Below are 14,768 nucleotides of genomic sequence, written 5' to 3' on the forward strand. Positions count from 1 at the left end.
TATTAATTTTGTTCAAATTTAATCAATAGCTATAACTTTTCAAGAATGAAATCTATATACCTTATTGTTTTTGTTGCTCTTGTTTTTAGTTGCAAAAACGAAACTAAAAAAGCTGCTGAATCCTCTAAAGAAACTGTTGAAGTTAAGGACTCCTTAATCTATCCGGGTGAAAAACATTTTAAGTCTATAAAACAAATCACCTTTGGCGGGGATAATGCTGAAGCCTATTGGAGTTTTGACGACAAGCAAATTGTGTTTCAATCCAATAATAAGAATTGGAACGTTGGGTGCGACCAAATGTTTTTAATGAATGTTGGTGAAACTTTTGAAGATAAAACACCGCCTATGATTTCAACGGGAAAGGGCAGAACTACTTGCTCTTATTTTCTACCCGACAACAAACACATTATATATGCGTCGACACATTTAGGTGACGAAAAATGTCCAGACACACCATTGCGTAAAAATGGAAAATATATTTGGCCTGTTTATGATACCTATGATATTTTTATGGCAGATTTAGAAGGTAATATCGTAAAGCAATTGACCAACGAAAAAGGGTATGATGCTGAACCAACCGTATCTCCAAAAGGTGATAAAATTGTATTTACCTCAACCCGTAGTGGCGATTTAGAATTGTATACCATGAACCTTGATGGTAGCAGTGTAACCCAAATTACAGATGAATTGGGTTATGATGGTGGAGCGTTCTTCTCGCCAGATGGTACTAAAATAATCTTCCGCTCTTCACGCCCAAAAACCGAACAAGAAATTAAAGAATACAAGGAGCTTTTAGCTGAAGGCTTGGTTGAACCTACAGAAATGGAGCTTTACATATGTAATGCTGATGGCAGTGATTTAAAACAGTTAACCGATTTAGGAAATGCCAATTGGAGTCCGTTTTTTCATCCTTCAGGAAAGAAAATATTGTTCTCCTCAAATTTTGAAGCAGAACGTGGTTTCCCCTTCAACTTATATTTAATTGATATCGATGGGAAAAACTTGGAACGTGTTACTCATAGCGACACCTTTGATGCATTCCCAGTATTTTCAAATGATGGGAAGTATTTAGCTTTTTCATCAAATAGAAATAATGGAGGTGGTAGGGATACCAACCTTTTTATTGCAGAATGGCAAGACTAATTTTAAAATATATTTAGCATAATAATTACCTTATCTTTGCTGCATCTTTTTTAAGACGAGACTTGATTTATGAAGAACATCAGAAACTTTTGCATTATTGCACATATTGATCACGGAAAAAGTACACTTGCAGATCGCTTGCTAGACTATACAGGTTCTGTAACCGCACGAGAAAAGCAAGATCAACTTTTGGACAATATGGATTTGGAACGAGAGCGTGGAATTACTATTAAAAGTCACGCTATCCAAATGGATTATGAATATGAAGGACAGAAATATATTTTAAACTTAATTGACACTCCTGGGCACGTCGATTTTTCTTATGAAGTATCGCGTTCTATCGCTGCTTGTGAAGGTGCGCTGTTAATCGTTGATGCTGCACAAAGCATACAGGCACAAACCATTTCTAACCTATATCTGGCTTTAGAAAATGACTTGGAGATTATTCCTGTTTTGAATAAGGTAGATTTACCAAGTGCAAATCCTGAAGAAGTTACAGATGACATTGTAGATTTATTAGGTTGCGACCCCGAAGAGGTAATTCACGCCAGTGGAAAAACAGGTTTTGGAGTCGATAATATTTTGGCGGCCATCATAGAACGTATTCCTGCTCCTGAAGGCGACCCAAATGCGCCATTACAAGCTCTAATTTTTGATTCTGTTTATAATACTTTTAGAGGTATTGAAACCTATTTTCGAGTATTTAATGGTGAAATTAAAAAAGGCCAACATATAAAGTTTGTAGCGACTGATAAGGATTATTATGCGGATGAAATTGGAACACTTAAGCTAAACCAAGTTGCAAAACAAACCGTAAAAACGGGCGATGTTGGTTATCTAATTACAGGGATTAAAACTGCCAAAGAGGTTAAAGTGGGTGATACCATTACCGATTTTGCTAAACCAACAACCAATATTGTAGAAGGTTTTGAGGACGTAAAACCTATGGTATTCGCAGGCATTTACCCTGTTGATACTGAAGATTACGAGGATTTAAGGGCTTCCATGGAGAAACTGCAGCTTAACGATGCGTCTTTGGTGTTTCAACCTGAAAGTTCTGCGGCATTAGGTTTTGGGTTTCGCTGTGGATTCCTAGGGATGCTTCATATGGAAATTATCCAAGAGCGTCTGGAGCGTGAGTTTGACATGACGGTGATTACAACCGTACCCAATGTATCCTATCATGCTTACACAAATAAAGTTCCTAACGAGGCAATAATAGTAAACAACCCTTCTGATTTACCTGAACCTTCCACATTAAACCGTGTTGAGGAGCCTTATATTAAAGCTACAATTATCACAAAATCAGATTTTGTGGGTAACGTGATGTCGTTGTGTATTGAAAAACGTGGTATCATCACCAACCAAACCTATTTAACGACTGAGCGTGTTGAATTAATTTTTGAAATGCCTTTAGCTGAAATTGTATTTGATTTTTACGATAGATTAAAAACTGTATCAAAAGGCTACGCATCTTTTGATTACCATCCAATTGGCATGAAGCCTTCAAAATTAGTACGATTAGATATCTTACTGAATGCACAACCCGTTGATGCCCTTTCAGCCTTAATACATGCAGAAAACGCCCAGACCATTGGCAAAAAGATGTGTGAGAAATTAAAAGAACTTATCCCGCGTCAGCAATTTGATATTCCAATTCAAGCGGCTATTGGTGCTAAAATTATTTCAAGAGAAACTGTAAAAGCGTTGCGTAAAGATGTGACTGCAAAATGTTACGGTGGGGATATTTCGCGTAAGCGTAAACTTTTAGAAAAGCAGAAAAAAGGGAAGAAACGTATGCGACAAGTGGGTAATGTAGAAATCCCGCAACAAGCCTTTATGGCAGTGTTAAAGCTTAATGATTAATCTTTTTTGTATCTTTCTTCATGTAGATTGCTCTCATGGAGAACCAGCCAAAAAAAATCCTCATCTGTGAAGACCATCAAATCGTTATTGATGGTTTACTATCCATATTCAAAACCCAAAACGAATATCAAGTTATTGGTTATATTAAAAATGGAAACAATGTTTTACCTACCATAGAAACAAACCTTCCTGATGCTATTTTACTCGATCTAAACCTCCCCGACAAAAACGGTTTGGATATTCTAAAAGATATTAAAACGTTACACTCAAAAATCAAGGTCATTATACTTACCATGTATAACAAGGAGAGTATCGTGAAAAAAGCAAAGCAATTAAAAGCTGATGGATTTTTGCTGAAAAACTGTTCTTCTGATGACCTTTTAAATGCTCTTGACTCCGTTTTTGAAAGCAACAAATTCTATCAAGGAAAAGATGTAAAAAATGCTGTTGCTGAAACCGATGGTTTTGTTGAAAAAATAAAAATAACCAGACGGGAAAAAGAAATTATTGAAGAGCTTCTAAAAGGCCATAACGTTCCCCAAATTGCTGAAACCCTATTTATCAGTGCCCACACTGTTGAAACGCATAAGAAGAATATCTTTAAGAAACTGGACATCCATAATTCTATAGACTTAGTAAAACTTGTGAATGAAAAAAAGTTGCTCTCATAACTGTATTACTTTTTTTCTGATTTTTAGTTTAGGCTTTTGCTTGAACTTGGATGCTAAGGTTGACACACTCACTATAGATTCAAACTTTACATCAGTCAACCTAAAATCATTTTCAAAAGTTAATGGGCAAGCGAACCATTTAAAAGCTGATAACAAAAGTTATTTTTATTTCAGCTTTAACAACAGCTACAATAGCATTGATTTTACCATAAAAAACAAACTTGAGGCACCTCGAAAACTCATTCTGCAACTCTCTTATGTGTACATTAAGGAAATCATTTTTTGTAAATATGAAGACGGTCATCTTATCCCTTTGTCTACCACGGGTATTGAACATAAGATTTCAACAAAACCAATAGAACATAGGCTCTTTACTTTCCCTATTCATCTAAACCCAGGAGAAACAGCTTCATACCAACTTAAACTTAAAAAAGAAAAAGGGAAGCCTTTAGCAACCTCCATACTTTTAAAAAATGAAAAAACATTTACCAAACAAAACTTTATCCAACAGATAATTATTGGGTCTTACTTTGGGGTAAGCCTCTTATCTGTTGTATTTAGCCTATTTATTTTTTCATTTTTAAGAAAAAGCACCTACTTAATCTATGCAGCCTATGTTATTTTCCTAGGGCTTTTTATTAGTGCCTATATTGGTGTGTTTTCACAAATATTTTTACGTGAAAACAGTACCGTAAACAAGTATGCCCATTATGTTATTTTTAGTGAAATTTCTTTAATTCTATTTGCATTGTTCTCTCAAAAAATACTGGAGACCAAAACTTACACGCCAAAACTGAAAAAATATATTGAGATACTCTTGGGTGTTGTTATCGTTTTAAGATTAGCATTACATTTTGTGTTTACTCATATTTTTGAAAGCGCGGTCTCTATATTCATGAAAATATGGTATGCCTTTTTTATTATTTTGATAAGTATAATTATTATACAAATAGTGATCTACTATCGCAAAAACAACAAGCGCACTTCGCTTTTTGCTTTAGCTTATATATTTATGATTTTAGGTACAATGGCTAGCATTTTGTACCACAGTTATGGTGTAATAAACACCTATTTTTACGATTTACCCCTTTTGTTTTATACCTCATTTTTAGAAATTTTGTTTTTGACTTTTACAGTGGTATTTATGGTGAAAGACATTTATGATGAACGTAATGTGCTTTCTGAAAAAATAGTGATCGAAGAGAAAAAAAACCTAACCGCTTTTATAAAGGGGGAAGACCAAGAGCGCAAACGTATTGGTAAGGAGCTTCATGATAATATTGGTAGTCAATTAAGTTATTTGAAACGATTTGTTTCAGATAAATTTAAAGATGAAAAGGTTACCAAAACTATTGATACCATCTGTAACGATGTTAGAAATTTGTCTCATGAAATTTCTCCTTCAGATTTAAAAATTGTTGGATTTAAAGATAGTGTTGAAGATTTATCTAAAACACTATCAAATCAAACGTCTTTAGAGGTTTCTTTTAGTAATTATCAATTTCCTGAAATTATAGGTGAAGAAATGGCTACCCAATTGTATCGTGTTGTTCAAGAAGCTTTTAATAATATTTTAAAACATGCGAATGCAAAACATGTTGATGTACAACTTATGGGACATGACGATGCATATACCATCTCAATTGAGGATGACGGTGACGGCTTTAATGTTTCAAGAGCTAAAAACGGTCTTGGTTTAAAAAACATGAAATCTAGAATTCAGCAGGTTGGAGGAACACTTTCAATAGATAGTGATGGCATCAAGGGCACTTCTATTCTTATTTCAATTCCAAAATAATGTGCAAATCTACCTGAACTCTGGTATTGTATTTCCCTATCAACTTATTATAATTTTAAGCAATCAATTTAACGTCTGATATCTCAATAATTATAATGCTATTAATCGATATTCTTATGTAACCAACCATCGAGATGTATGTTTTAAATTGATTAAACACTTATCTTGAAAAAAGGAGGCTTCACCCTAGGTTGGAGCCTCTTTTGGTTTTTTATGGTGTACGCTTTCAAACCAAAATCTACCTGACCTCTGGTATTGCACCGTAGTAACATCCTGATGTAGCTTTACTCAAATCAATTTAAAACCATACATTATGAAAACCAATCAACTTGTATCAGGATTTTTGATGTGTTTTATCTTTTTCTCTTTAAAAGGGTATTCGCAAGACAAAAAACTCCCTTACTGTAAAAACAAAGATGCAGCCAAGGAGCTTCACGCCGCATTTAAAACCATGCATGCGCAAGCAAAAGTTGCAAACTGGAAAGATAACAAAACCTGTAAGGCTAAAGACTTAATAAGCAAAGTGGATGGCTCCATGAAATCCGTAAGTATGACTGAGGCTATATACACCATAAACAAACTTTATTATAGTTTTCAAAGCCCCACAACTAAGGATACTTTTGATAAGGGTTTTTTTACCACTATGGAAGACAAAGGTTTATACTCCTATAAGAAGAGTAAAAATTTTTCTGATTTTGTATCAGAATACACAGGGAAGAGTATTGGTGATATTCAAGGTAAGCGTACCAGTAGTAGCGGTATGGAATATAAAGACATTGATGTTATCCGTAGGTATTACAATGGCCTGAAAAGTTTTTTTACAACACTGGACTTCAATGTAAAATATGATGAATCTGTGAGCGATAATTGCAGAAGAACGGTGTTGTCCACTATTAAGGTGGCGAAATTCAGTTACCCTAACATCACTTGGGAAATAAAAACACGTGCAAACGTTAATTGTGTATGCAATAACGGTTTGGATAAGACCGAAGTAAAAAGTGGCTCGTTTGAATATACCGCTACAACATCAGGCGTTTTAACGCATCCTAAAGTAACTTTCAGCCAACCTAAAGATTCTAAAATAACCATCAATTCATTAGTGTGTTGTGGAGAAAAACAAAAAGACAGACCCATTTCCTCCGAACCAAAAACTGAAGACATCAATAATCTAATGCCCGATCAGTACATAGGTGGTGGCGTAGGTTTTGGAGCCACCCAAGATTTTGAGGAAATATCGTACTGTTTCTTTGCTGAATATTTGAAAAAAATAACCTATGGTAGTGATGATTATGCTTGGTATGCAGGTATTGAGGCTGGTTATTCTGGTTGGTCGTTTAACGACTCTAATTCAAATAGAATTAAAATTGGCCCTAAGCTACAGTACCATACGGCACTAACCCCAAGCAAGCAAACCCAATTTGTAGCTGGTATCATGGGGAACTATAATTTTGGAACAACAGACAACGGATTCTCCATAGATGATGTAACAGGAATCGTTGCGTGCGCCTACGGCGGGGTAAACATTCGCATTTGCGAAAATTGGTCGGTATTTGGTCAGTTTCCCGTTTTCATTTATGAAAGCACCACTTTTAAATCAGAATCTGGAGGTGAGTTTAAAACAGATGGTACAAGCTTGCTCATCAACAAAGACAATCCGCTAAAATTAGGTGTAAGATTTAATTTTTGAGTTTAGTTTTTAGTCTTTGGCAAAGAGGCTTCGTTATATGTGAAGTCTCTTTCCACTAATAGAATTTACTTTATTATAATAATTTTTTTACCTTACTCATGCGGTAAATCACTAAGAAACAGTTGTTTATTTGAAAGTTTTATCGTAACTTTTCAAAGCCTTAGTTTCTAATTATCATGTGATTCTCTCTACTGAGTTAAAAAAAGTAACTAATCAATCCACATATAATTATGAAAACAAAACATCCTAACTTCGTTTGTATTTTATTGCTTTTACTTTTCACATGTAACTTGTTCGCTCAGGACAACATTTTTAAAACTATTTTAGAAACAACGCAAGACACTTTCACTATTGTATCATATGAAAGCGAAAACACTGAAATTGCTTCAAACGAACTCCTTGGAATCTCAGATGAATTTAAAGAGTCGTATACTTTGGAAGATCAAAATACCCAAGAAGTAGCTGCAGTTTTTGCAAGAACTTTATTAGCCTTAGGAGGAGGAATAGCCTTTGGTGGAGATGACACCCTATGGTGCTTACATGCCGCTTATTATTTAAGAGCAGCAGTGTTTAGTAGCACCGCTCTATATATGTCATTAGGCATCTTATATGGTGGTATTAGTAATGATTTTTTCAAACAATCTTTATTAGAATTACAATTTAGAGCCTTAATGTTTACTCCTATAACGCGTTACAACCAAGTAAACTTTATTTATGGGCTCATGCTAGCTTATGCCTTTGGAGCAGATAAATTTGATAGTGGAGGACAAACTGATTTTACGAGGTTAACTTTAGCTTTAGTTATTGGTTTCCAAATAATTTTAACTACCCAGCTTTCTCTGATGTTACAAACTAATGTATTAGCTCATGTTAGAAACACATTTAAACCAGAAAGCGGTGGCGAATTTAAAGATGATAACACTTGGGGGTTCATAAATAAAAACAACCTCTTAACCTTATCTTTAGTATGGAATTTAGCTAAAGCTAGAAGATAATACTTCAATCACTTTTTCTAAAAAGCGGTTATTAAGTCAATTATAATCGCTTTTCAATTTTATTCACTAATTTGAAAAAAACCGTTAATATTCTGCAAAGGTTTTAATCTTTATCACTAAATTTTTATTAATAATCACTTGTTAACGAAAAAACACTCTTTTTTCTGTAAAAATTTTTAACCTTCAAATTGTTAATAATTTATTTTGTAAATTACATCTCTAGCGTATTGGTTTGTAGTATAAACTGCTAGAAACCCCAAAAATACTATGTTCCAATCGTTTGGCGGTATTGAGTTTCAATCCAAAAAAGCTAAAATTGTTATTAACAATTTCTTATTCTTTTAGGGTGTACTTTATTATATTTCAAACGATTACAACGTTCAATAGCATATTTAACAATTTTTAGAAGTAATATCTTAAAAAGGATGGTGTGTTCTTTAAAAATCCTTTCTTTTGACACTATTTTTGACTAAAAACTGACCATAATTTTTATATGAAAGCACTTTTTTACACTCGAGAATTTCCGCCTTACGTTTACGGTGGCGCAGGAGTACATGTTGAATATTTAGCCGATGAACTATCAAAACTCATGGAGTTGGATGTCAGGTGTTTTGGAGATCAAGATTCCAATGATGGTAATTTAAGTGTAAAAGGGTTTCCATTTGAAGATGGTGTATTTAAAAATGCTGACGACAAATTAAAATCAGTTTTTAAAACCTTGACCACGGGACTTCACATGAATGCTGATGCTGTAGATGCTGATGTGGTACATTGCCATACTTGGTATGCGCATTTTGCGGGTATCGTGTCAAAACTCTGTTATGGTACACCCTTAGTAATAACTACCCATTCTCTAGAACCTTTGCGCCCCTGGAAACGTGAGCAATTGGGGAGAGGCTACGATGCGTCTTCTTGGGTTGAAAAAACAGCCATAGAAATGGCAGATGCCTTAATTGCAGTTTCAGAAGAAACGAAAGAGGACGTGATTAAACATTTTAATGTCGACGAAAACAAGGTTAAGGTAATTTATAATGGTATTAACCTTCAGCAATATGTACAAACCTCGGAGTCTTCAACCTTAGATGAATATGGTGTAGATAAAACGAAACCTTATGTGCTTTTTGTAGGTAGAATTACGCGCCAAAAAGGTATTATACACTTGGTAAACGCCATAAAATATATCGATCCAGAAACGCAAATAGTACTTTGCGCGGGCGCACCAGACACAAAAGAAATTGGTGTTGAGATGGAAAATGCGGTTAACGAAGTAAAGAAAACGCGAGATAACGTCATTTGGATTGATAAAATGGTAACAAAAGAGGAGATTATCCAGCTCTATTCTCATGCTGATGTATTTTGTTGTCCGTCCATTTACGAACCTTTTGGTATTATAAATATTGAAGCCATGGCGTGCAACACAGCCGTGGTTGCAAGTGCTGTAGGTGGCATAAAAGAGGTAGTTTTAGACGGTGAAACTGGGATTTTAGTGCCATTAGAGCAACAAACTGAAGCACCTTTTGAGCCGATTGACCCTGATAAATTTGCAAGAGATTTGGCCAATGGTGTTAATAAAGTAATCAATGATAAAGACCTAAGGGACAGTATGGCTAAAAAAGGTAGAAAACGGGTAGAAGACTATTTTGATTGGGTGGCCATTGCCCAACAGGTAAAAGATTTGTACCAATCTTTAATATAAAAACTTTAAACAAAAACAAGAACAAACTAAAATAACTAGATATGATTAACAATAAGGTATTATCCATCATTTTAGGTGGCGGACAAGGGTCAAGGCTATATCCATTAACTAAGGACAGATCGAAACCAGCAGTTCCTATTGCCGGAAAATATCGTTTGGTGGATATTCCTATTTCAAATTGTATCAATTCGGATATCAAGCGTATGTATGTATTAACACAGTTTAATTCTGCATCTTTAAACCGTCATATCAAAAACACGTATCACTTCAGTTTTTTTAGTAGCGCTTTTGTTGACGTACTTGCTGCCGAACAAACACCGCAAAACAAAACATGGTTTCAAGGAACCGCTGATGCTGTTCGCCAAAGCATGCATCATTTTTTAAGACATGATTTCGAGTATTTTTTAATCCTATCTGGAGATCAATTATACCAAATGGACTACGAGAAAATGATCAATGCACATGAGGAAAGTGGCGCTGAGATTTCTATTGCTACTATTCCGGTTAATGCGAAAGAAGCCACCGAGTTTGGTATTTTAAAGTCTGATGACCAAAATGTTATCACTTCATTTATTGAAAAACCAGATGCCAGCTTACTGCCAGATTGGACTTCAGAAGTAAGTAAAGACATGAAAAAACAGGGGCGTAATTACTTAGCCTCCATGGGTATTTATATTTTTAACAGAAGCTTGCTTACCAAATTAATGGAGAACCCGGACACCAATGATTTTGGTAAAGAAATTATCCCAGGTGCCATTGAAAAGCATAAAACTTTAAGCTATCAATATGAAGGCTACTGGACAGATATTGGGAATATTGATTCTTTCTTCGAAGCAAATATTGGTTTAACTGACGATATTCCAAAATTTGATTTATACGACAAAAAGAAACGTGTTTACACTAGAGCAAGAATGTTGCCAACTACTAAAATAGCTAATACTGTAGTTGAAAAATCTGTTATTTCAGAAGGCTGTATTATCAGTGCCGCAAAAATTGAAAAATCAGTAATTGGTATTCGTTCTAGAATTGGTGATGAATCTACCGTTATTAATACTTACATGATGGGAAGTGACAAGTATGAAACGCTAGAGGAAATTAATAATAAAAAAACAGAAATTCTAATGGGCATAGGCCAACGTTGTTTTATAAAAAATGCCATTATCGATAAAAATTGCCGTATTGGTGACGACGTAAAGATTAATGGAGGCAAACACCTTGAAGATACCGAGACGGACACATACTTTGTAAAAGATGGTATCGTTGTAATTAAAAAAGGCGCCGTACTTCCTAAAAAATTTACCATTCAATAGAGCCAACATATTTATAACTAACCAATTAATATGCAAGACCAAAGAAGAGTTGTAATAGACTATGTTTCGCCAAGTGTAAATTGTGGCGACTTTTATATCAAACGAGTTGTTAATGAAATTGTAAATATAAGAGCCTTTATTTTGGCCGACGGACATGACGTTCTTGGAGCTTCAGTTTTATATAAGCATCAAAATGCTAAGAAATGGGTTGAAACAAGGCTGTCACTGGATTTTAATGATGAATGGCAAGGTGCTTTTACGGTTGAAAAACAGGGGTTTTACACCTACAAAGTGGAAGCTTGGGTAGATTATGCATTAAACTGGCAACATGGTACCATAAGAAAGATTGAAGATGGACAATATGTACGCTCTGAACTTTTAGAAGGTGCCGAATACATCAACCAAATCTTAAAAAAAGTAGCTTCAAAAGAGGATAAAACCTATTTAAAACACCTTGAAAATATTTTTAAAAATGAAGATGCTTATGGAGAGGCAATAAACGAGGCTATTTCAGATAAGTTACATGACATTTTCTACAACAACCCGGTAAAGTTTTTAGAAAACACTTCTAAAGAATATCAAGTTTATGTGGATAGAAAAAAAGCTAGGTTTAGTACTTGGTATGAATTCTTCCCGCGTTCTGCATCAGAAAAAGAAGGTGTTCATGGTACTTTTAAGGACTGTGAAAGATTGCTCCCTAGAATTAAAAACATGGGGTTTGATGTGGTTTACCTTCCTCCTATTCATCCTATTGGCGAAGTAAATCGTAAAGGGAAAAATAATACAACCGAAGCTAAAGAAGGCGATGTTGGTTCTACTTGGGGTGTTGGTTCTAAACATGGCGGGCATAAAGCCATTCATCCGCAATTGGGGAATCTTGATGATTTTAAGGCTTTAATTCAAAAAGCAAAAGAGCAGGATTTAGAAATTGCGATGGATTATGCATTACAAGCAGCCCCAGATCATCCCTGGGTAAAAGAACATCCAAAATGGTTTAAGTGGCGACCAGACGGTACCGTTCAATACGCTGAAAACCCACCAAAAAAATATCAAGATATTTTACCTATTTATTGGGAAAGTGAAGACTATAAAGCACTCTGGGATGAATGTTTAGATGTTTTATTACATTGGATAGATTGTGGTATTGAAATCTTTCGAGTAGATAATCCGCATACAAAACCATTTTATTTTTGGAACTGGATTATCACCAAAATAAAAGAAAAACACCCAAATGTTATCTTTTTAGCTGAAGCATTTACAGCACCAAAAGTAATGCAACAATTGGCAAAACAGGGGTATACACAATCGTACACTTATTTTACTTGGCGTAATAGCAAGCACGAATTGATTGAGTACGTAGAAGAATTGACCAAAACTGAATTAAAAGAGTACATGCAACCTAATTTCTGGCCAAATACACCAGATATTAATCCGTTTCCATTGCAAGGTACTGGAGAATCTAAGCACATGCAACGTTATGTTTTAGCAGCAACCTTAAGTTCTAGTATTGGTATTTACGGACCTGTTTTCGAGTATATGCTTTCTGATTCGCTTCTTGGAAAAGAAGAATATTTAAACTCAGAAAAGTTTCAAATTACGCATTACGACTGGGGTATCCAGAATAAACTTATCACGGTTATTGGTAAAATAAACTATATAAGGCATCTTAATGAAGCTTTACAGCAAACCAATAATATAAAATTCTGTTATGTTGAAAATGACAATTTAATAGCGTTTTATAAGTGGAACGAAGCTAAAACCAATCACATTTTTGTGGTTATTAGTTTAGATGCTCATAACTCGCAACAAGGTACTATTCAAATGCCTCTGCAAGAATTAGGTGTGCATGCTGGTCATCAACTAGAAATGCATGATTTAATCACAGATAACCGATACAATTGGCACAACGAATGGAATTTTGTAGAGTTACATCCCACATTGCCATTTCATATATTTCAAATAAATAAGTAATATATGCTTGAAACACCTTCTGAAACAAATAAAAAAACAGCTTTAGCTTTTGATGTTGCCTGGGAACAACTCTTGGATGACTCAAACTTTATATCTGTGTTTTTGTCTGATGTTTTAGAAGAATATATTCAAAAACAACGTTGGTACGGCGGGAAAGCAAGCAAGTTAAAATACATAGAACTTTCTGAGTATTTTAGAATTCAGCAGAAAGAAGAAGTCTATTACGGGTTAATTCTCGAAGTAAATTTTGTTGAAGCATTCTATCAGCACTACTTTTTACCAATAGCCTTTGTTACGGATGAATCTTTTGCAGAAAAAGATAGAATTCTACCAATTTCTATCCAAGACAATTATGGATACATCATTGATGCTGTTAACTTAGAGGCCTTCAGGAAATTGGCCTTTGAGCGTATTTTAACTGCAGAACCTGTTGATCGCACAAAAGTAAGATATCATAAAAGTGCTTTACTGGAAGACACCGCTTATGAATCTTCTAGGTTTATGGGCTTAGAGCAAAGCAATACTTCTATAATTTACAACGACAGTTGTGTTTTAAAGTTTTTTAGACGAATTTATTCTGATAAAAATCCTGACTATGAAATGAGTAGGTATCTTTCTGAAAAACAAGAGTTTGAAAATACACCGCCGTACCTAGGAAGCATCAATATTGTGGACTCAGAAAAGGACATCATCACCATTGCACTAATGCAAAAAATGATTCCTAACAAAGGTGATGCATGGGATTATATGCTGAAGGAATTTCAGAGAATATTTAAGGCATTTGATGATAAAAAACTAAATATTAAAGATATCCCGAAAACGGAGCAATTTCTTAAACTTAACATAAGCGACATTCCTCCTATTTTAATTGATTGGGTAGGTTTAGATTATTTAAAGAAGATTCAAAAACTAGCAAAACGCACTGCTGAAATGCATACAGCCCTGGGGTCTGAGTTTGAAGAAATGGCATTTGCCCCTGCGCACTATAATGGCGATTATGAGGTGTGGTTAAAAAACAGGTTGCTTTATCAGTTTCAAAATAGATTAAACACCGTAGAAAATAACCTGCACAAACTAGATGGAATGGCACTTGAACTAGCTGAAGAGTTTTTAGATAAAAAAAACAGCATCAGGAAACGGTTTGTCAATTTTGACTGGACGAAGCTAAAAGGACAGCGTATCAGGGTCCATGGCGATTATCATTTAGGACAGATTTTAGTAAAAGACAACGATTTCTATATTTTAGATTTTGAAGGAGAACCTGAGAGTACAATTCGAGACAGAAAGGTAAAACAACCTCCCCTAAAAGATGTGGCAGGCTTGTTTAGGAGTTTTCACTATGCCATTTATACTACTATTTTTAATCAATATAAAGACAACTCTCACGAGTTTTTTGCGGCAGCAGAGCTTTTATATGACTATACTGTTGGAATTTTCTTAGGCACTTATATTACTAAAGTTAGGGATGCAAATTTAAATATTGGATATAACCAAGAACGCATTTTCTTATTAAAATACGCCTTATTAGAAAAGGCCGTTTACGAATTGGGTTACGAACTTAATTCGCGCCCCAAATGGGCAATAATTCCTTTAAAAGGAATTTCAAATATTATAAACAACTAACAACAAAC

The 14,768-nt window shown here is 34.7% G+C and carries 10 protein-coding genes; all 10 read left to right on the forward strand.

Going from position 1 to position 14,768, the window contains the following annotated elements:
- Window positions 1-45: 45 nt before the first annotated feature.
- The 10 genes from EYD45_RS08195 (at window position 46) to EYD45_RS08240 (ending at window position 14,760) form a co-directional block, all read left to right on the forward strand.
- Window positions 46-1,143 (forward strand): TolB family protein, encoded by a 1,098-nt coding sequence (locus EYD45_RS08195; protein WP_130964053.1) that lies wholly within the window; start codon window positions 46-48, stop codon window positions 1,141-1,143.
- Window positions 1,144-1,212: 69 nt separating this feature from the next.
- On the forward strand, window positions 1,213-3,009 hold the full coding sequence (gene lepA, locus EYD45_RS08200) for a translation elongation factor 4 (RefSeq protein WP_130964054.1): 1,797 nt from the start codon (window positions 1,213-1,215) through the stop codon (window positions 3,007-3,009).
- Window positions 3,010-3,044: 35 nt separating this feature from the next.
- Complete coding sequence (locus EYD45_RS08205; RefSeq protein ID WP_130964055.1) at window positions 3,045-3,680, forward strand: response regulator; 636 nt, start codon at window positions 3,045-3,047, stop codon at window positions 3,678-3,680.
- Window positions 3,658-5,478 (forward strand): sensor histidine kinase, encoded by a 1,821-nt coding sequence (locus EYD45_RS08210; protein WP_130964056.1) that lies wholly within the window; start codon window positions 3,658-3,660, stop codon window positions 5,476-5,478. The genes EYD45_RS08205 and EYD45_RS08210 overlap by 23 nt, the downstream gene beginning before the upstream one ends.
- Window positions 5,479-5,791: 313 nt before the next feature.
- Window positions 5,792-7,165, forward strand: a complete 1,374-nt coding sequence (locus EYD45_RS08215) for a hypothetical protein (protein WP_130964057.1) — start codon at window positions 5,792-5,794, stop codon at window positions 7,163-7,165.
- Between the two features lie 230 nt (window positions 7,166-7,395).
- Window positions 7,396-8,160, forward strand: coding sequence for a hypothetical protein (locus EYD45_RS08220; RefSeq protein ID WP_130964058.1), 765 nt, complete (start codon window positions 7,396-7,398; stop codon window positions 8,158-8,160).
- Between the two features lie 493 nt (window positions 8,161-8,653).
- Window positions 8,654-9,856 (forward strand): glycogen synthase, encoded by a 1,203-nt coding sequence (gene glgA / locus EYD45_RS08225; RefSeq protein ID WP_130964059.1) that lies wholly within the window; start codon window positions 8,654-8,656, stop codon window positions 9,854-9,856.
- A gap of 41 nt (window positions 9,857-9,897) precedes the next feature.
- On the forward strand, window positions 9,898-11,166 hold the full coding sequence (locus EYD45_RS08230) for a glucose-1-phosphate adenylyltransferase (protein ID WP_130964060.1): 1,269 nt from the start codon (window positions 9,898-9,900) through the stop codon (window positions 11,164-11,166).
- A 30-nt stretch (window positions 11,167-11,196) separates the two neighbouring features.
- Window positions 11,197-13,137 (forward strand): alpha-1,4-glucan--maltose-1-phosphate maltosyltransferase, encoded by a 1,941-nt coding sequence (locus EYD45_RS08235; RefSeq protein WP_130964061.1) that lies wholly within the window; start codon window positions 11,197-11,199, stop codon window positions 13,135-13,137.
- 3 nt (window positions 13,138-13,140) lie between these two features.
- Complete coding sequence (locus tag EYD45_RS08240) at window positions 13,141-14,760, forward strand: phosphotransferase (RefSeq protein WP_130964062.1); 1,620 nt, start codon at window positions 13,141-13,143, stop codon at window positions 14,758-14,760.
- The last annotated feature ends 8 nt before the right edge of the window (window positions 14,761-14,768 follow it).

Origin of the sequence: Hyunsoonleella flava, assembly GCF_004310325.1 — a bacterium.
Taxonomy (GTDB): domain Bacteria; phylum Bacteroidota; class Bacteroidia; order Flavobacteriales; family Flavobacteriaceae; genus Jejuia; species Jejuia flava.

Bases quoted from the DNA above. Each gene is read 5' to 3' on its own strand.
- EYD45_RS08205 (WP_130964055.1), top strand. From the start codon at position 3,045: ATGGAGAACCAGCCAAAAAAAATCCTCATCTGTGAAGACCATCAAATC.
- glgA (WP_130964059.1), top strand. From the start codon at position 8,654: ATGAAAGCACTTTTTTACACTCGAGAATTTCCGCCTTACGTTTACGGT.
- EYD45_RS08220 (WP_130964058.1), top strand. From the start codon at position 7,396: ATGAAAACAAAACATCCTAACTTCGTTTGTATTTTATTGCTTTTACTT.
- EYD45_RS08210 (WP_130964056.1), top strand. From the start codon at position 3,658: ATGAAAAAAAGTTGCTCTCATAACTGTATTACTTTTTTTCTGATTTTT.
- EYD45_RS08195 (WP_130964053.1), top strand. From the start codon at position 46: ATGAAATCTATATACCTTATTGTTTTTGTTGCTCTTGTTTTTAGTTGC.
- EYD45_RS08240 (WP_130964062.1), top strand. From the start codon at position 13,141: ATGCTTGAAACACCTTCTGAAACAAATAAAAAAACAGCTTTAGCTTTT.
- EYD45_RS08215 (WP_130964057.1), top strand. From the start codon at position 5,792: ATGAAAACCAATCAACTTGTATCAGGATTTTTGATGTGTTTTATCTTT.
- EYD45_RS08230 (WP_130964060.1), top strand. From the start codon at position 9,898: ATGATTAACAATAAGGTATTATCCATCATTTTAGGTGGCGGACAAGGG.
- lepA (WP_130964054.1), top strand. From the start codon at position 1,213: ATGAAGAACATCAGAAACTTTTGCATTATTGCACATATTGATCACGGA.
- EYD45_RS08235 (WP_130964061.1), top strand. From the start codon at position 11,197: ATGCAAGACCAAAGAAGAGTTGTAATAGACTATGTTTCGCCAAGTGTA.